An 18272-nucleotide genomic window follows, 5' to 3' on the forward strand; every position below is an offset into this window, starting at 1 on the left:
ACGGGCTCAGCCCTCCGGTGGCAGGGACAGCGGCGGAATCGACTCGTGCAACGGAATCCGGACCCAGCGCTCGCCCGTGGCGCGGAACTCAGCCCGGGTGGCGAAACGGTACAGGTAGCTGCGCGCCCGCACCCACCGGGGCCGGGCGCCGTCGAACGGATCATGCCGCAGCAGGCGCAGCGTGGGCCGGTCGGCCGCCAGCAGCTTCGCGAGGAATGCGTAAAACCATTGCTCGTGCACGGTCCGCAACGGCAGGAACCACATCAGCCAGTCCAGGCGCAGGTGGTAGGGCGCCCACTGCCGCGGCACGCGGCCCACCTCGCCCGGTTTTCCCCGGAAGCCGTATTCCCGCCAGTCCGCTGAGTCGTCGGGGTCGGCGTCGAGCGTCCCCTCCACCGCGATCTCGATCCGCTGCTTCGTGACGGAACCGAACGCGCCATAGGTGTTCCCCAGTTGCCAGCGGTTGAACGCTGCGTTCATCAGCTGGTAACGGGAAAACAGGTTCTCAACCGCACGGTAGCTGAGCACCACGAGGAACACTGTGACAACCGAGACCACCACGAGCCATGCCAGCGGCGCGTGGCTGCCGGTTGCCGTTCCCGGAACCCCGGCATCCACAGCCCCGGCGCCTGTTGCTGCCGGGTGCCAGTCGAGCGGGATCGCCGGGAACACGGCATGGGCCACCGGGTCGCTGACCGCGGCAAAGGCGAGCAGAATGGCCATCCAGTTGAGCCACGCGAAGTTCCCGCTCGCCACCAGCCACAGCTGCGTGAAGACGACAATCCCCGCGGCCGCACTGGCCAGAGGTTGCGGGGCGAAAAGGAAGAACGGCACCACCAGCTGCGCAGCGTGGTTGCCCAGCACCTCGAGCCGGTGCACAGGCTTGGGCAACAGGTGGGCCTGGCGGCTGAGCGGGCCCGGCATCGGCTGGGTCTCGTGGTGAAAATACAGGGCGGTCAGGTCGCGCCACTCCGGGCCGCCGCGGATTTTGATCATGCCGGCGCCGAACTCCAGCCGGAACAACAACCAGGCCAGCAGGATCAGGATGGTCCGCGGCGGGGGAGTCTGGTCGGAGCCGAGGAAGGCCGCAATAAAACCGGCCTCGAGCAGGAGCATTTCCCAGCCGAAACCGTAGAACGTCTGCCCCACGTTCACGATCGACATGTACAGCAGCCACAGCGCGAGGAACGCCAGCAGCGGAACCCACGCCGGCCCCGACTGCGGCAGTCCCAGAACAACCGTGGCAGCAATTGCCATCCCGCCCCAACACACCGCACGCAGCAGCCGGTCCGAGTACCGCCAGCTGAACAGGGTGGGCCTGCGCAGCCGGCCGGACCGGGCCAGGAAATCCGGCACGGGCAACAGTCCGCGCTCGCCGAGGAGGGCCGGGAACTGGTTCAGCGAGGACAGGAAGGCCACAAGGTAGACCATCGCGATGCCGCGCTGCAGCACCTGCCGGGCGAACTCGTACTCCGGGGCGTCAAACCAGGCCGTCCACTCCACGTATCCCACGTTACGCCCGAGGTCCCCGGCGTCAACGGGCGCAACATTCGAAACCGGGCCGGCGTCGCGTACTCACTTCGCGGCAATGTTGCGCGTCAACATTGCCCTGGACTGCCGACTCGACGGGCGGCCCCAGCACCCGGCGGGGTGCGGGATACTGGAAGCATGCAGCCGCGCAAGATCGTCCTCCTCGGGTCCACCGGTTCCATCGGCACGCAGGCGATTGACGTCGTCGACGGCGCCCCGCACCTTTTCGAGGTCGTCGCGCTCAGCGCCGGCGGCGGCAACCTGGACCTGCTGGCCCGCCAGGCTGTGCACACCCGTGCCACGGCCATCGGCACGGCCTCCGGCGACGCGGGCGCCCTGCAGACGCTGATCGACGCCGCGGCCGCCGCGGCCGGAGTGGCAGGCTACCGTCCCGAGATCATCACCGGACCCGACGCCTCCACCCGGATCGCAGAGATCGAGGCCGACGTCGTGCTCAACGGCATTACCGGCTCTATCGGCCTGGCCCCCACCCTCGCCGCACTCAAAGCCGGGACCACCCTTGCCCTGGCCAACAAGGAATCCCTGATTGTCGGTGGTGCCCTTGTGAAGGCCGCGGCCCGTGAAGGCCAGATCGTCCCCGTCGATTCCGAGCACTCGGCCATCGCGCAGTGTCTTCGCTCCGGCACCGCGGCTGAAGTGGACCGGCTGATCCTCACCGCGTCCGGCGGACCTTTCCGCGGCAAAACGCGCGGGCAGTTGCACCAGGTGACCCCGCAGGAAGCCCTCGCCCACCCCACCTGGGACATGGGCCTGATGGTTACCACCAACTCCGCCAGCCTGGTCAATAAGGGCCTGGAGGTCATCGAGGCGCACCTCCTCTTCGACATCCCGCTGGAGCGGATCGACGTCGTGGTCCACCCGCAGTCCGTGGTGCACTCCATGGTCCAGTTCGTCGACGGCTCCACGATCGCCCAGGCCTCGCCGCCGGATATGCGCCTGCCCATCGCCCTCGGGCTCGGCTGGCCGGACCGTGTCCCCGGCTCGGCCCGGGCCTGCGACTGGACCCAGGCCACCAGCTGGACCTTCGAGCCGCTGGACACCGCGGCTTTCCCCGCCGTCGGACTGGCGAAGGACGCCGCCCGGCAGGGCAGTACCTACCCGGCTGTCTTCAACGCCGCCAACGAGGAAGCCGTGATGGCCTTCCACGCCGGCCGGATCCGGTTCACCGACATCGTCGACACGATCGAAGCCGTCCTCAGCGAACACACAGGCTCCTCCGGGCTGACGGTGGAGTCCGTGCTGGATGCTGAGAGATGGGCACGCGCCCGCACCCACGAACGTTTAGCCCTCAAAAGCGTCTAGGAAGCAGCAGATCCCAGCATGAGCCCCGTCCTCCTCTTTATCCTCGGTGTCGTCTTTGTGGCGATCGGCATTGCCGTGTCCATTGCCTTGCATGAGGTGGGCCACCTGCTGCCCGCCAAATGGTTCAAGGTCCGCGTCACCAAGTACATGATCGGCTTTGGCCCCACTCTCTGGTCCCGCAAGAAGGGCGAAACCGAGTACGGCTTCAAGGCCATTCCGCTGGGCGGATTTGTCTCCATGATCGGCATGTACCCGCCGAACAAGGAGGACGGCACAGTCCGTCCCTCCAGCACCGGCATGTTCGGCTCACTCGCCTCCGACGCCCGCTCCCTGGCCCACGAGGAAGTGGGCCCCGCGGATGGAAGCCGGGTTTTCTACAAGCTTCCGGTGTGGAAGAAAATCATCATCATGCTCGGCGGGCCGGCCATGAACATGCTGATCGGACTGGCGTTGACGGCCGTGCTGCTGATGGGCTTCGGCATCGCCGCCCAGACCACCACCATCGCTGACGTCTCCAAATGCCAGGTCAACGCCGGCGAAACCGTGGACCCGGATTCGGCCGACTGCAAGCTCACCCCCGCGGCCGCCGCAGGCCTTAAACCCAACGACGCGATCACCTCCTTCGACGGGAAACCCGTCACCAGCTGGGACGAACTGACCGGCTGGATCCGCGCGTCCGCGGACAAGCAGGTCGCCATCACCGTGGAGCGCGACGGCGTCCCGGTCACCACGTCGGTCACGCCGGTCCTCTCCTCCCGTCCCGTTGTAGGCGACGACGGCCGGCAGGCCAAATCGGCCGACGGCACCCTGCAGTACCAGGATGTCGGTTTTCTCGGCATCGGGGCGCAGACGGCGCTCGTCCCGCAGCCGGCGTCGACGGTTCTGCCGATGGCGGGCGAGAACATCAAGCAGATCGCCGGCGTCGTGGTCAATCTTCCGGCGCGCGTGGCCGGCGTCGCCAAGGCAGCGTTCAGCGAAGAGCCCCGCGACCCCAACGGACCCATCAGCGTGGTCGGAGTGGGGCGGGTTGCCGGCGAGGTCGCCGCGATGGAGCAGGTGCCGATGCAATCCCGGATCGCCACCCTGGTGGGGCTGCTGGCCGGCCTCAACTTCGCCCTGGCTGTCTTCAACCTCATTCCGCTGCTGCCGCTCGACGGCGGCCACGTGGCCGGTGCGCTGTACGAAGGGGCCCGGCGCAGGATCGCCAAGCTCTTTGGCCGCCCCGACCCCGGCGCATTCGACATCGCCAAGCTGCTGCCGGTCACCTACGTCGTGGCGGTGCTGCTGATGGGCATGGGCGCCCTGCTGATCTACGCGGACATCGTCAAACCCGTCAACCTGTTCGGCTGACCCGGCCCCCTTTGGCCGCGGTTGGCCCGGCCGAACGCGCAAACCACTTCGGGCTGATGTTCATTTGTCAGCCTATTATGAGTGATTTACGGTAATCAGTTGAATACGGTTGATACTTTAAGATCAACCCCTTACGCTGTCATCATGTACGTGATGACCATCGACCAGCGCGGCAGCAGCGCCGACATCGACCGCGTCCCCGGCCTCCTCTCTGAACTGGCCGGACTCTCCACCGCCGGATACTTTGAGCGTTCTGTCGGGGATGAAGTCCAAGGGGTCGTGGAGCGCCCTGAAGAGGTTGTGGATATCGCCCTGCATGCCCTGCGCAGCGGCCGCTGGTACGTAGGCATCGGCGTCGGGATGGTGGACCGGCCGCTGCCGGCCAGCCCGCGCGAAGGATCCGGGCCCGCCTTTGTAGCAGCCAGGGCGGCGGTCGAAAAAGCCAAGGCCGGTGCGGCCCACGTGCCAATCGCCGTCGTCTCCGGCGGACTTCGACGGGGAGACGCAGCACCGTCACCGGCCGGGACTGCCGGCGCCCGTGCCTGCGCCAACGCGGAGGCGGTACTGCGCCTGATCGGACGGCTGGTCCAGGACCGCACCGCCGCCCAGTGGAAGGTCGTTGAGGTACTGCGCTCGGTGCAGCACAGACACGCCGGTACACACGGAACGCAGAAAATCGCCGCCCGGGAACTGGGAATCACCGAACAATCGGTGAGCCGTGCGCTGCTGCGCTCCGGTTGGCAGGAAGAATGGGCAGCGAGGCCCGCAGCCCAGATGCTGCTGGCCCTCGCCCACGAAGTCATCACCGGCCACGACGGCGGTCCCGGCCCATCCCCGGACGGCGTCACGGCCGGGTCCGCGGATGGCACCACAGACCCCGGCCCGACCCGGCCCGCAGACCCGCGCACCCCGGACAGCAAGGAAGGAGAGCAGTGAACGCCCTCTGGATCACCCTCGCCTTACTCATCGCAGGGTTTGCCGGCTGGCCCGTCACCGCTCTGGTCTTCCGGCTCGCCAGGACCATCGATGACCGGCAGGACGCAGGGGCGGGCGCTGTTGACCCCGCGAACGACCCTGCGGCGGATGTCACCGTTGATTCTCCGGCCACCCAGGCACCGGCTGCGGCTCCCGCCCCTGCCGGCTCGCCCGCCCCGGCATCCCCGGCGGCGGGCTCCGCAGGCCTTCCGGTCAGCAGCGTCCGGATCCTGCGCGGCGGGGCGATCATCGGCATCCTTGAGCGGCTCGCGGTCTGCCTGGCCATCCTCGCCGGCCAGCCGATCGCCATTGCCTACGTGGTGGCGATCAAAGGGCTTGGCCGCTTTGCCGAGCTGAAGGAGACGCCGGTGGCCGCGGAACGGTTCATCATCGGTACCCTCACCTCGATGCTGTGGGCAGCCGGCATCGCCGCCCTGGCGAGGGCGACGGTCCTCGGCTGATGCCGCCGGCACCACCGCTGCTGTCCCGCCCGTCCGCCGGCGCGACGCCCGCCCGTCCGCCGGACCGACGCCCGCCCGACGCCCGGATGGGTGCCTGGCCAGCGGAGCGATAGTGTATCTGTATGACTGTTTTTGCTGTTGAGTACGTATACGATGCCGAATCCTCTGAAGCCCGCGACGCCGCCCGCCCGGCGCACCGCGAATGGACCGCAGGGCTTGCCGGGGAGGGAACGCTGCTCGCCAGCGGGCCCTACGGGGACGGTGCCGGCGCACTGTTGATTTTCAAGGCCGCCGACGAGCGGGCACTCAATGAGGTCCTCAAACAGGATCCCTTCGCTGCCGCCGGCGCCGTCTCCGGCACCCGCACCACGGCCTGGGCGCCCGTCACCGGCCTCCTGGCCGGCCACGCGGCCTAGCCACACCCCCGCCAGACCTACTTCAACACAAGGAGTCCATGTGACCTCGGTCAGCTTGGGAATGCCGTCAGCACCACCCCCCGTCCTTGCCCCGCGCCGCAAGACCCGCCAGATCAGGGTGGGATCGGTCGGCGTCGGCTCTGACTCGCCGATCAGCGTGCAGTCGATGACCACGACCCCCACCACGGACATCAACGCCACCCTCCAGCAGATCGCCGAACTCACGGCTTCCGGCTGCGACATTGTGCGGGTGGCATGCCCGTCCGCGGACGACGCCGAGGCCCTGCCGATCATCGCGCGCAAGTCCCAGATACCCGTCATCGCGGACATCCACTTCCAGCCGAAGTACGTCTTCGCGGCAATCGAAGCAGGGTGCGCCGCCGTCCGGGTGAACCCCGGAAACATCCGCAAGTTCGATGACCAGGTCAAGGAAATCGCCCGCGCGGCCAAGGACCACGGCACCTCGATCCGGATCGGCATCAACGCCGGCTCCCTGGAACCCGGCATCCTGAAGAAGTACGGCAAAGCCACCCCGGAGGCCCTCGTGGAATCCGCCGTCTGGGAGGCCTCACTCTTCGAAGAGCACGGCTTCCGTGACTTCAAGATCTCGGTCAAGCACAACGACCCCGTCATCATGGTCGCCGCCTACGAGATGCTGGCTGAGCAGGGAGACTGGCCGCTGCACCTCGGCGTCACGGAGGCGGGCCCTGCATTCCAGGGCACCATCAAGTCAGCAACGGCCTTTGGTGCCCTGCTGTCCCGCGGCATCGGTGACACCATCCGGGTTTCCCTTTCCGCGCCGCCGGTCGAGGAAATCAAGGTCGGCAACCAGATCCTGCAGTCGCTGAACCTGCGCCCGCGCAAGCTCGAAATCGTTTCCTGCCCTTCCTGCGGCCGCGCCCAGGTGGACGTGTATACGCTGGCCGAGCAGGTCACCGCCGGGCTGGAGGGCATGGAAATCCCGCTGCGCGTGGCCGTGATGGGCTGCGTCGTCAACGGACCCGGCGAAGCGCGCGAAGCCGACCTTGGAGTCGCCTCGGGCAACGGCAAGGGCCAGATCTTTGTGCGGGGCGAGGTCATCAAGACTGTTCCCGAGAACCAGATTGTTGAGACACTGATCGAAGAGGCCCTGCGTATTGCCGAAGAGATGGGGGAGGCCGATGGCGAAGATGCTGTCAAGGGTAGCCCCGTGGTTAGCGTCTCGTAAGGACGGCGCCGGTGCCGGCGTCGCTGTCCGGTCCCTCACGGGCTCAGACACTCCCCAGCTTCTTGACCTGGCGCGGCAGGATACCGTGGCCAATGTCTTCATCCTGTCCCACCTGGCAACCACCGGTTCGGCAGCACCCACCGCGGGCGGTGCCAGCATTCTCGGCGTTTTCGATGGCGGCACCCTCCTCGGTGCCTGCTGGGCCGGGGCCAATCTGGTACCGGTGCAGTTGGACCCCGGGCTTGCCGCTGCCGTGGCGGCGGCAGCCCACCGCTCGGGCCGCCGGTACGCCTCGATCTTCGGCCCCGCCAAAACCGTCCTGGCACTGTATGCCGGGCTGGAACTGTTCGGCCAGACGGCGCACGAGATTCGGGATGATCAGCCGCTGATGACCATTGCCGGGCCGCCCGCGGTGACTCCAAACCCGCAGCTGGGCTTTGGTCAACTGGCGGATTTCGACCGGATCCTTCCTGCCTGCGCAGCGATGTTCGAGGAGGAAGTGGGCTACTCGCCCTACCTCGGCGGACGCGAATACTACAGCCGCAGGGTCAAGGGCCTGATCCGCGAAGGGCATTCCATGGTGCACCTGAACCCCGGGCGCCAGGTGGTTTTCAAGGCCGAGCTGGGTGCAGTCACCGCGGATGTGACCCAGATCCAGGGCGTCTGGATGGACCCGGAGTTCCGGGGCCAGGGCCTGAGTGCAGGCTACATGGCCGCCGCCGTCGAACTCGCCCAGACCATCGCCCCGGTCACCAGCCTGTATGTCAACAATTTCAACGCCCGGGCGCGTGCCACGTACGAGCGGGTGGGTTTCCGCCAGGTGGGCACGTTTGCGACGGTGCTTTTCTGACGTGTTCGCACGGCAACTTCAGTACTTTCTGATCCCATTGGCAACAAGGGCATCCGGAAATTAACTGAATGTGAACTCTTGTTTTAGTGCCCCGTGTCACATATGTTCGAGCTAGCAGTGTCGCACGGGCACGCGTTTCCACGGGTGCAGTTGCCGGGATGCAGATGCCCTCGAGGGCAACACCAGGGGCCCACAGCCGGAGTTTGGCTGAACTGGGGCCGCAGAGCCACGTCAGAGCGGGATGACCAGCCGGGAACGGCCAGGGGCTTCCGTCGGTTATGGCGTGGCTCTTCTGCGCCCGGGCTGACGGTAGATTGGTACCTGGACGCGCGGCCGCATGGCTGCCTGCCGGGTCCACCCTCCATCGGGTTGCCGATGTCATCGCGCGTTGATGTGCTGTTTGTTGTTTTGCTGCTTTGCCCCGCACCTTCCCAGAAACGGATAGATACCCAGTGGTCCTTCGACTCTCCAAGCTGTTCCTGCGCACCCTGCGTGAAGATCCCGCCGACGCCGAAGTGGCCAGCCACCGCCTGCTGGTCCGTGCCGGGTACATCCGCCGGGCCGCCCCGGGCATCTACACGTGGCTTCCCCTGGGCTTGAGCGTGCTGCGCCGCGTGGAGAAAATCATCCGCGAAGAAATGGCTGCTATCGGCGCCCAGGAAGTGCACTTCCCGGCGCTGCTGCCGAAGGAACCGTACGAGGCCACCAACCGCTGGACCGAGTACGGCGACGGCATCTTTCGGCTCAAGGACCGCAAAGGCAACGACTACCTGCTGGCCCCCACGCACGAGGAAATGTTCACCCTCCTGGTCAAGGACCTGTACTCCTCGTACAAGGACCTGCCCCTGAGCATCTACCAAATCCAGAACAAATACCGCGATGAGGCACGCCCGCGGGCCGGCCTGCTGCGCGGCCGCGAATTCATCATGAAGGACTCGTATTCCTTCGACGTCGATGACGCCGGACTCGATGACAGCTACGCCGCGCACCGCGGGGCCTACCTGAAGATCTTCGAGCGCCTCGGGCTGGAGGTCATTCCGGTGGCAGCCACTGCCGGCGCCATGGGCGGGTCCAAGAGCGAGGAATTCCTGCACCCGACCGAGATCGGCGAGGACACTTTCGTCCGCTCCGCCGGTGGCTACGCAGCCAACGTCGAGGCCGTCACCACAGTGGTTCCGGCGGACATCGACTTTTCCCACGCCCCCGCCGCGGAAGTCCGGGACACCCCGGACACCCCCACGATCGATACCCTCGTCGACGCGGCCAACGCTTTGGTACCCCGCAGTGCAGCCGACGGCGGCGTCTGGACGGCCGCCGACACGCTCAAGAACGTCGTGCTCGCCGTCACCCTGCCCACCGGCGAACGCCAGATCGTTGTCATTGGCGTGCCGGGTGACCGAGGCGTCGACCTCAAGCGCGTCGAAGCCAATATTGGCTCCTTCCTGCCGATCGGCGGCGAAATCACCCTTGAGGCCGCCAACGAGGACGACCTCAAAAAGCAGCCCCTTATCGTCAAGGGCTACCTCGGCCCCGGCCTGGCTCTTGACGCGCCCCTGCTGGGCGCCGAGGGCAGCGCCAAACTGCTCTACCTGGTGGATCCCCGCGTCGTCAGCGGCTCGGCCTGGGTTACCGGCGCCAACGAGGCCGGCAAGCACGTCTTCGGACTGGTGGCCGGCCGTGACTTCGGCTGGGACGGCGTCATCGAGGCCACCGAGGTGCGCGCCGGCGACGAAGCCCCGGACGGCTCCGGACCGCTGGAGACCGCCCGCGGCATCGAAATGGGCCACATCTTCCAGCTCGGGCGCAAGTACGCAGCAGCCATGGAGTTGAAAGTTCTGGACCGGAACGGCAAACAAGTCGTGGTCACCATGGGATCCTACGGCGTCGGCGTCACCCGCGCCGTCGCTGCCCTGGCCGAATCCAACCACGACGACAAGGGCCTGATCTGGCCGCGCGCCGTCGCCCCGGCCGACGTCCACGTGGTTGCTGTCGGCCGCGGCGAGGAAATCTTCGCCGCTGCGGAGAAGCTGGCCCTGGACCTGGAGGCCGCCGGCCTCGAGGTCATCTATGACGACCGTCCCAAGGTGTCGCCGGGCGTGAAATTCGGCGATGCCGAACTCGTCGGCGTCCCAACCATCCTCGCCGTCGGGCGCGGTCTGGTGGATGGCGTCGTTGAGATCAAGGACCGCCGCAGCGGCAACGCCGAAAACATCGCCGTCGAGGCGGCCGTGGCCTATGTGGTCGACGCCGTCCGTAACAACTAACGCACGGCACCGGCAGGCGTGGTTTCCGGACTCGAGTCGATTGAACTCACAACCCTCATCCTGATCGTTGTCGCCGGCTTCGCCGCCGGCTGGGTCGACGCGGTGGTTGGCGGCGGAGGACTGATCCAGCTCCCGGCCATGCTGCTGGTGCCGGGCATCAGCCCGGTACAGGCCCTGGCGACGAACAAGATGGGTTCAATTTTCGGCACCACCACCAGTGCCGTCACGTACTACCGGCGGGTCCGGCCGGACCTGCGCACCGCCTTGCCCATGGCGGCCGTGGCCATGGCCGGCAGTTTCGGCGGGGCCGTGCTGGCAGCGAATCTACCGGCCAGCGTGTTTAAACCCATCATTGTTGCCGCGCTCATCGCCGTTGCCCTGTTTACCGCGTTCCGTCCCAGCGTGGGGGAGCTGACCCGGCTCCGGCATAGCGGCCACCGCCACTATGTGCTGGCCTGCCTCATCGGCGGGATTATCGGCTTTTATGATGGCTTGATTGGACCCGGCACCGGCTCGTTCCTGATCATCGCACTGGTTTCGGCCATGGGGTACGCCTTCCTCGAAGCGAGCGCCAAAGCCAAGATCGTGAACATGGCCACCAACGCCGGGGCTCTCTTATACTTCGTGCCGCACGGGGCCGTGCTGTGGGGTCTGGGACTGGTCCTGGGCCTGGCCAACATGGCCGGTGGCTACCTCGGCGCCCGGACAGCCGTCAAGCAAGGCGACAAGTTCATCCGCGTCGTTTTCCTTGCCGTGGTGGGTGCCCTCATCATCAAGCTCGGCTCCGACATCTGGCAGGACAGCTTCGCGTAGCACGTGCCGGGGGCTGCCGGTGGCGCTGCAGCGGGCGTAGCATGCAGCTATGTCAGTTCCTGAACGGCGCTACAGCGCCGCCTTGGAGGCTGCGGCCCGGCACGCCCGCCAGTGGCTTCAGAGCCAGCAAACCCGGCAAGTCGGCCCGCGCGTGACCGCGGCGGACCTCGCCGCCGACTTTGGCGGTCCGCTGCCCCGGACCGGAATGCCAGCGGCGGAGGTCGTGGAATATCTGGCCGCAAAAGCCGAACCCGGCCTGATGGCCATGCCCTCCGGACGGTTCTTCGGCTGGGTCATCGGCGGCACCCTGCCGGCGGCGCTGGCCGCGGACTGGCTCGTCAGTGCCTGGGACCAGAATGCCGGCCTGCGGTTCGCCACCCCGGCGACGGCGGCCATCGAGGAGGCTGCAGGCAAGTGGCTCCTTGACCTGCTGGACCTCCCGCGGGAATCCGACGTCGGCTTCGCAACCGGCGCCACCATGGCCAACTTCACGGCACTGGCCGCTGCCCGCTGGCGCCTGTTGGCCAATGCCGGCTGGGACCTCGATGCCGAAGGCCTTTCCGGTGCGCCCCGGATCCACTGCTTCGTGGGCCAGGAACGGCACGACACGATCGACCTCGGCCTCCGGTATTTGGGGCTGGGCAGGCCCACAGTCGTCCCGGCCGACGAGCAGGGCCGCATCGACCCGGCAGAGTTGGATGGCGCCTTGGACCGCGCCCTGGGCAGTTCCGCCGGCGGGAGCGCAGGCAATCCTCCCGCACATGCGGCAGGCGGCGCCGCCGGAGCCGCCCGGCCCCCGCTGCTGGTCTGCCTGCAGGCCGGAAACCTGCACTCCGGAGCCTTCGACCCGTTCCTTGAGGCGGTGGCCGTCGCCAAAGCGCATGGCGCCTGGGTCCATGTGGACGGCGCCTTCGGGCTCTGGGCGGCGGCCGTGCCGGAGCTCGCCGCGCTGACGGCGGGGCTGGAGGGCGCCGATTCCTGGGGCACGGATGCCCACAAAACGCTCAACGTGCCCTACGACTGCGGCATCACGGTGGTCCGGGATGCCCATGCGCTGCGGGCCGCCATGGGAGTGCACACCAGCTACTTAATCCAGGATGCCGACGGAGCGGCCGATCCCTTCGAGACGGTTCCGGAACTGTCCCGCCGTGCCCGCGGCGTCCCGGTCTGGGCAGCGCTGAAATCGCTCGGCCGGGACGGTCTCGCGGCCCAGGTCCAGGGGCTCGTGCGGCACGCCGGGCAGTTGGCGGAGCGGTTGTCCGCGTTGGACGGCGTGGAGGTGCTCAACGACGTCGTTTATACCCAGGTGTCGCTGGCCTTCGGCGACGACGCCACCACCCGGGCGGTGACGGCCCGGGTCATGGCGGACGGCCGGGTCTGGATGTCCGGTTCACGCTGGCAGGGCCGTGACATTCTGCGGATTTCCGTCAGTAACTGGAGCACAGACGACGCCGACGTCGCCGTCGCCGTCGACGCCGTCCGGGACGCCCTGGCGGCGGTCCGCGGGCAGGACGGCTAGCTCCGCGCTTCCCCCGGGGCGGGTAGCTGGTGGGGCGCAGGAAGCCCGGGCAGTGTGCGCCCGGCCAGGGTGCTGGCCACCCAAAGTGAGCGTGCGAAGTCGCCCTCACGGCGTGGTTTTGCGGCGTATCCGAGGGCGTTGTCCACCTCGCGGGCAACACTCCACTGCCTCGCGGCCTCGCTGTCGAGTCCGGCTGCGAGGCTGAAGTCCCGGCAGCGCTCCAGCAGGCCCCGTTCCGGATCCGCCCCGGACAGCTCGCGGATCCGGTTCCACAGCAAGGGTGCCACGGCGAATTCCGCCTCGCCGATCAACGGCTGGGGATCGATGGCGGCCCAGCCATCAACCGGGTCCTGCGCTGTGTTGTCGGCTGCGGTCCCGGTTGCGCGGCGCAGTGCACAGGCGGGGCGTTTTGCGGGGGCATGGCGGCCGGGCCTGGCCAGAACGTTGGAGTAGTGCAGGTCGGTGTGGACCAGCACATCCTGCCCGGAGCGGCGGCCCACCGCGCCGCGGGTCTGGCAGACCTCAAGGGCGGCTTCCAGCAGCCACCGGGGGAACGGCCGGCCCAGTCTGTCCCAGGTCTCCGGCAGTTCGTCGCTCCATCGCTCGGCGCGGGCGGCCACATGGTCCAGCTCCCGCCATTGCGGCGCGTCATCGGGAACCCGGCTCAGCCGGCGGACCAGCCCGCCCCAGACCGGTACGGCCACGTCCATTGGCTCGTCCTGCAGGGAGCGGGCAGCGTCCAGACGTTCCAGCAGCAGCGCCCCGGCCCCCGCGTCGGTCGCGAGCAGGCGGACGGCTCCGTCACCCCTCCACAGGGTGAGGGCGTGCGGCTCCAGCAGCGCTTCATCGCAGGGATAGGCGATTTTGAGGACGGCCGCCTCACCGGCGGCCACCCCGGATTCCCCGGTGGCCGCCCGGGCCGGGGTGCGGGGGCGTACCGGGATGACGATGGCGCCGTGGCCGTTCCATGGCAGCGCGCCCCGGGCCAGGGCGGGCCGGAGGTCCCACGCGTCCAGCGTCTGCTGGATCAGCCGGGGGAGGGCCGCAAGCCAGCCGCGGCCACCGGTGCTTCCGGCGAGGTGGCGGCCCAGCTCAGGCGGGATTGGGACGTCGTCGGACTGGCTCATTCCACCCAGCGTAGTGGCTGGGACGCCCTGGCTTATCAGGCAACGATGCCGCTGGCGCCAAGCCAGCTGCCGATCAGGAAGGTCGCCACCAGGGCCGCCGCGCCGCCGATCACGACGCGGATGGCGGCCTTCGGTTGCGAACCGCCACCGATCCAGGCGCCAATGGCGCCGGTTGCGGCGAGGGCGATCAATACCGCCACGAAGGTCAGCGGGACCCGAATATTCTCCGGCGGCAGCAGGATGGCCAGCATGGGAAGGATCGCGCCGACAAGGAATGCTACGGCGGAAGCGAACGCGGCGTGCCACGGACTGACGATGTCTGTCTCGTCGATATGCAGTTCAGCGGACAGATGCGCGGCGAGGGCATCGTGGGCGGTGAGCTCCTTCGCCACGGTGCGGGCGGTCGCGACGCTAAGGCCCTTGCCCTGGTAAATGGCGGCGAGTTCCTCAAGTTCCTCTTCGGGCTGTTCGGCCAGCTCGCGGCGTTCCTTCTCGATCAGCGCCTGCTGGCTGTCTTTTTGACTGCTCACGGAGACGTATTCGCCAAGGGCCATCGAGATTGCGCCGCCGACGACGCCGGCGACACCGGCGATGAGGATGGGGCCCGAGTCCGTGGTGACGCCTGCGACACCCACCACGATTGCGGCGACGGAGACGATCCCGTCGTTGGCGCCCAGCACGCCGGCGCGAAGCCAGTTGAGGCGGTGCGCAATGTCGTTATGGTGGGGTTCGTTCCCATGCTGAACGGGGGCGGCTTGACTGTCCATGAGAACAGCAAAGCACCGGCGCCCCCGGCCTACCAGTATCACGAGCCTAAGTTAGCCCCGGCTTCCCCATTCGCGGCACCGGCCGGAGAGGCCGCAGGAGCACCCGGTCAGGGGCTGGGCGTTGCAGCAGGGGAGGGCAGGTCCGGGAACTGGCCGGGGTCTGCGGTCATGCCGGGAAGGACGCCGGTGTCTGCACCCCAGAGGGCGGACCGGCGCGCTGCTCCGACCAGGCCCGAGATCGCCCACTCCCGGGTGGGACCGTCGCTCAGGGCCACGAGGTCGCCGTAGACGGGCAGCGCCGACGCCTCCAGTGCCCCCAGGCCGGCACCCGGTGCGGCCAGGAAGGCCGACGTCAGCGTGTAACCGGCTTCGCGCAACGGGACCGGCGCGCAATGCATCACGCCCAGTGCCTCTGCGCCGGAGGCTAGGGCTTGATGATCGGCGAGCAGCTCCGCCGCCGGCCCGGCCGTAGTGCCGGTCAACCGGGTCAGAGCCACCTGGTATCCATACACTGCTTCCCGTTCGGCCTCCACCGTGGCGGCCAGCGCACCGGGCAAGGACGCGGCCGCGGTGTCTGCACTGGCCGAGGAGTCGGCGGAGGACGACGGCGGTGCCGAGGTGCCGGGGCAGGGGCCGGAGAGCCGGGGTGCTGCGGGGACGGACACCGGAGGAGCCGGCGCTCCCACCGCAGCGGCGAGCGACGACGCCTGGAGCAGTTGGGCGGTCCCGACGGCGGCCAGCAGCCTGGCCATGCCGCCATCGGCCCGGGCCGCGTCGGCGAGCCGCCGCGAGGCGCTGGCGGCCAGCTCGGTGGCCAGCTCAGCCGCCGAGGCGGGCGCGGGACCAATGGCGGGATCTGCAGAGGCCGGAGCAGAGCCAGCAGCCGACGGAGGGCGCGTCGCAGAGGCCGCTGCCCGGGCGTCGGCGCCCGATGGGGAAACGTCGGCCGGGTTGTCCTGGCCGGGCACCAGGAGCGCGCGGGACTGGTTTGTCAGCAAACTCACAGTCCGCGCCACCATGGCGTTACCGTCACCGGCAGGGGGCTGGTCAAGGTGCTCTCCGGCGGCACGAAGCCGCAGGGAATCCACCAGGGCGGCGGACCTGGCCTGTTCGGAAAACGGCGGTTCGACGGGCTCCCCGGGGCTGCCGGGCCGCCAGGCCAGGCCAAGGCCGGCAACTGCAAGGGTGAGGCAGGCGAGGACCGCCACGCGGGGAACGAGCCCGCGCCGCCGCTGTTCGGTGCTGTCGTCGTTCACAACAGACCATATTGTCATGCCGGCAGGGAGCCGTTGTGCACCATGGCGCCCGGAAAATGGCTACGCTAGTACTCACAACATCATCTAACGGGAGGCGGCCGGCATCATGACAAATGCAGAAGCCACGACTTCATCAGACCGGACCGGAACGGGTAAGGCTGAAGCCGCACCCGCCCATAACCTCGAGGCCGAGCGGCTGCATGCCCTCCTGGAGCCCGAGGTCCAGGCACACCGGCTGTACCTGGAGGACGTTTCCATCCACGTCGCCGGCTCTAACCGGGTAGTCCACGTAGTGGTGGACCTGCCGCAGGAGGAGACAGGTGGCGTCGGTCTCGACGTCATCGCCGAGATCTCCACGTCCTTGTCCGACATCCTGGACAACGATCCCAGCACGGACGCACGGCCCTACGAGCTCGAAGTCTCTTCGCCCGGCGTGGGCCGTCCCCTCACCGAAGAGCGGCACTGGCACCGTGCCCGCGGCCGGATGGTCAAGGTGAACGTCCTGCAGGGCGAGAACGTCACGGGCAGGGTCCAATCCGTCGACGACGGCGGCGTGACGCTGGTTCCGGAGATCACGGTGAAGAAGGGCATGAAGCCCAAGCAGGGCGAGCCCCTGAAGCTTCCTTTCGACAGGATCCGTAGTGGAAAAGTCGAGATTGAGTTCAGCCACCTCGAAGAGGCCGGCCTGGAGAACGCACACAATGGACCTTCCGAGGAGGCCTAATGGATATTGACATGAGCGCACTGAGACTCCTGGAGCGCGAGCGCGAAATCCCTCTGGATCTTCTGATTCCGACCATCGAGCAGGCCCTGCTGGTGGCCTACCACAAGACGCCCGGGGCGTTTGAAAAAGCCCGCGCTGAACTGGACCGCAAGAGTGGCCATGTGACCATCTGGGCCACGGAGATCGACGACGACGGCGCCCCGATCGGTGAATTCGAAGACACGCCTGCGGGCTTCGGCCGCATCGCCGCAAGCACCGCGCGGCAGATCATCCTGCAGCGGCTGCGCGACGCTGAGGACGATAACGTACTGGGCCAGTTCAAGGGCCGTGAGGGCGAACTTGTCGCCGGAACCATCCAGCAGGGCAACAACCCGCACATGATCCAGGTCAACCTGGGCACTGTGGAGGCGCTGTTGCCGCCGCCCGAGCAGGTCCCGGGGGAGAAGTACACCCACGGCAACCGGCTCCGCGCTTTCGTCATCGATGTGCACCGCGGCACGAAGGGTCCCTCCATCACCTTGTCCCGGTCGCACCCGGGACTCGTGCGGAAGCTCTTCGAAATGGAAGTACCGGAAATCGCGGACCGCTCCGTCGAAATTGTCGCGTTGGCCCGCGAAGCCGGACACCGCACCAAGATGGCCGTCAAAGCCAACACCCCCGGCATCAACGCCAAGGGCGCGTGCATCGGTGAAATGGGCTCCCGGGTCCGTGCAGTCATGAACGAACTCAACGACGAGAAGATCGACATCGTCGATTACAGCGACGATCCGGCGACGTTCATCGCCAGCGCACTGTCCCCCTCCAGGGTGAATTCGGTCACCATCATGGACGAGGCGACCCGCTCCGCCCGCGTGGTGGTCCCGGATTACCAGCTCTCCCTTGCCATCGGCAAGGAGGGCCAGAACGCCCGCCTCGCCGCCAAGCTCACCGGATGGCGGATCGACATCGTCTCGGACGCTGCAGTCAGCCGCGACAACTAGGCCCGCCGGGTGGCCCGATTGCAGGGTGCCCGCCACAGAGGCGCCACGATTGGGCCTGCCCGTCGGCGTCCGTGTCCCCGCAGGTTCGGGTCCCGGGCGCTTGAGGGGCTAGAATAGACATGACCGCGCCTCACGGCCGGTATCCGCGTGTCCTTCACGTGTTCGGAGTTGAATCCGGCGAAGAGGTTGGCAACAACCCCTTGGCGCGGCAAACCCAGGACGACAGGGCCGGCAGGTATGTACTGGCAGGAAGATACTCGTAAGTGGCACACGTGCAACACCTCGGGAATCAACCGCAGCGTACCTGCATTGGATGCCGGAACAAGGGCGCACGGTCGCAGTTACTCCGGCTCGTCGCCGACACCAGCGGTTCATCCGCTGTGGTAGTCGACGAACGACGCCGGATGGCTGGCAGGGGTGCATGGCTGCACCCCAGCGAAAAGTGCCTGGCACTGGCGGTCAAACGTCGGGCGTTCGGACGCGCCCTCAAGGGCGCGGCCGGAACAGCCGACGTCGAACGCCGGATTCTGGCGGGCACGCAAGCCGTGGACACCCCGGTGGCCGCAGCAACAACCGTCCAACCTGAAAGCGGGTCAGAAAACTGATGGAAACCCGATGAGTTCCCAGCGATGAGTGCGCAACGATGACAACTTTGTTGCGCTCTGCAATGGACCTTTCAGCTGCACTCGCGGCGGAGGTCCGCAGTAAGA

The 18272-nt window shown here is 67.7% G+C and carries 17 protein-coding genes; 13 read left to right on the top strand and 4 right to left on the bottom strand.

Annotated elements, in window-relative coordinates:
* Positions 1–6 precede the first annotated feature (6 nt).
* Positions 7–1503 (bottom strand): lipase maturation factor family protein, encoded by a 1497-nt coding sequence (locus RCH15_RS03960; protein ID WP_326958246.1) that lies wholly within the window; start codon positions 1501–1503, stop codon positions 7–9.
* A 165-nt stretch (positions 1504–1668) separates the two neighbouring features.
* Here RCH15_RS03960 and dxr point away from each other — a divergent pair, with 165 nt between their 5' ends.
* The 10 genes from dxr to RCH15_RS04010 all read left to right on the top strand — a co-directional run bounded on the left by dxr (position 1669) and on the right by RCH15_RS04010 (position 12708).
* Positions 1669–2853, top strand: coding sequence for a 1-deoxy-D-xylulose-5-phosphate reductoisomerase (gene dxr / locus RCH15_RS03965; RefSeq protein WP_326958248.1), 1185 nt, complete (start codon positions 1669–1671; stop codon positions 2851–2853).
* An 18-nt stretch (positions 2854–2871) separates the two neighbouring features.
* On the top strand, positions 2872–4203 hold the full coding sequence (locus tag RCH15_RS03970) for a M50 family metallopeptidase (protein ID WP_326958250.1): 1332 nt from the start codon (positions 2872–2874) through the stop codon (positions 4201–4203).
* 144 nt (positions 4204–4347) lie between these two features.
* Positions 4348–5139: a MarR family transcriptional regulator gene (locus tag RCH15_RS03975; RefSeq protein ID WP_326958252.1), complete on the top strand. Its 792-nt coding sequence runs from the start codon at positions 4348–4350 to the stop codon at positions 5137–5139.
* Positions 5136–5639 carry a hypothetical protein gene (locus RCH15_RS03980; RefSeq protein WP_326958254.1) on the top strand — a complete coding sequence of 168 codons (504 nt, stop codon included), beginning with the start codon at positions 5136–5138 and terminating at the stop codon, positions 5637–5639. The genes RCH15_RS03975 and RCH15_RS03980 overlap by 4 nt, the downstream gene beginning before the upstream one ends.
* Positions 5640–5761: 122 nt before the next feature.
* Entirely contained in the window at positions 5762–6055 is a 294-nt protein-coding gene (locus RCH15_RS03985) for a YciI family protein (protein ID WP_326958256.1), read from the top strand.
* A gap of 40 nt (positions 6056–6095) precedes the next feature.
* Positions 6096–7262, top strand: a complete 1167-nt coding sequence (gene ispG / locus RCH15_RS03990) for a flavodoxin-dependent (E)-4-hydroxy-3-methylbut-2-enyl-diphosphate synthase (protein WP_326958258.1) — start codon at positions 6096–6098, stop codon at positions 7260–7262.
* Positions 7225–8112, top strand: coding sequence for a GNAT family N-acetyltransferase (locus RCH15_RS03995; protein ID WP_326958495.1), 888 nt, complete (start codon positions 7225–7227; stop codon positions 8110–8112). The genes ispG and RCH15_RS03995 overlap by 38 nt, the downstream gene beginning before the upstream one ends.
* Positions 8113–8564: 452 nt before the next feature.
* A complete protein-coding gene (locus RCH15_RS04000; protein ID WP_326958260.1) occupies positions 8565–10376 on the top strand; it encodes a proline--tRNA ligase in 1812 nt (603 codons plus the stop codon).
* Between the two features lie 18 nt (positions 10377–10394).
* Positions 10395–11189, top strand: coding sequence for a sulfite exporter TauE/SafE family protein (locus RCH15_RS04005; protein ID WP_326958262.1), 795 nt, complete (start codon positions 10395–10397; stop codon positions 11187–11189).
* Positions 11190–11238: 49 nt separating this feature from the next.
* Positions 11239–12708, top strand: coding sequence for a pyridoxal phosphate-dependent decarboxylase family protein (locus tag RCH15_RS04010; protein WP_326958264.1), 1470 nt, complete (start codon positions 11239–11241; stop codon positions 12706–12708).
* Here RCH15_RS04010 and RCH15_RS04015 read toward each other — a convergent pair.
* From RCH15_RS04015 to RCH15_RS04025, 3 genes are all read right to left on the bottom strand, one after another.
* Positions 12705–13835 carry an aminoglycoside phosphotransferase family protein gene (locus RCH15_RS04015; protein WP_326958265.1) on the bottom strand — a complete coding sequence of 377 codons (1131 nt, stop codon included), beginning with the start codon at positions 13833–13835 and terminating at the stop codon, positions 12705–12707. The two genes, RCH15_RS04010 and RCH15_RS04015, sit on opposite strands and share 4 nt — an antisense overlap.
* A 35-nt stretch (positions 13836–13870) precedes the next feature.
* Positions 13871–14602 carry a VIT1/CCC1 transporter family protein gene (locus RCH15_RS04020; protein WP_326958267.1) on the bottom strand — a complete coding sequence of 244 codons (732 nt, stop codon included), beginning with the start codon at positions 14600–14602 and terminating at the stop codon, positions 13871–13873.
* Between the two features lie 107 nt (positions 14603–14709).
* Entirely contained in the window at positions 14710–15876 is a 1167-nt protein-coding gene (locus tag RCH15_RS04025) for a ferritin-like domain-containing protein (RefSeq protein ID WP_326958269.1), read from the bottom strand.
* Positions 15877–15964: 88 nt separating this feature from the next.
* Here RCH15_RS04025 and rimP point away from each other — a divergent pair, with 88 nt between their 5' ends.
* From rimP to RCH15_RS04040, 3 genes are all read left to right on the top strand, one after another.
* Positions 15965–16582, top strand: coding sequence for a ribosome maturation factor RimP (rimP, locus tag RCH15_RS04030; RefSeq protein WP_326958271.1), 618 nt, complete (start codon positions 15965–15967; stop codon positions 16580–16582).
* Positions 16582–17562 (top strand): transcription termination factor NusA, encoded by a 981-nt coding sequence (gene nusA / locus RCH15_RS04035; protein ID WP_326958273.1) that lies wholly within the window; start codon positions 16582–16584, stop codon positions 17560–17562. The genes rimP and nusA overlap by 1 nt, the downstream gene beginning before the upstream one ends.
* A gap of 263 nt (positions 17563–17825) precedes the next feature.
* A complete protein-coding gene (locus RCH15_RS04040) occupies positions 17826–18167 on the top strand; it encodes a YlxR family protein (RefSeq protein WP_326958275.1) in 342 nt (113 codons plus the stop codon).
* The last annotated feature ends 105 nt before the right edge of the window (positions 18168–18272 follow it).

The sequence above is a fragment of the Arthrobacter sp. MP_M4 genome (assembly GCF_035984855.1).
Classification (GTDB): Bacteria; Actinomycetota; Actinomycetes; order Actinomycetales; family Micrococcaceae; genus Arthrobacter.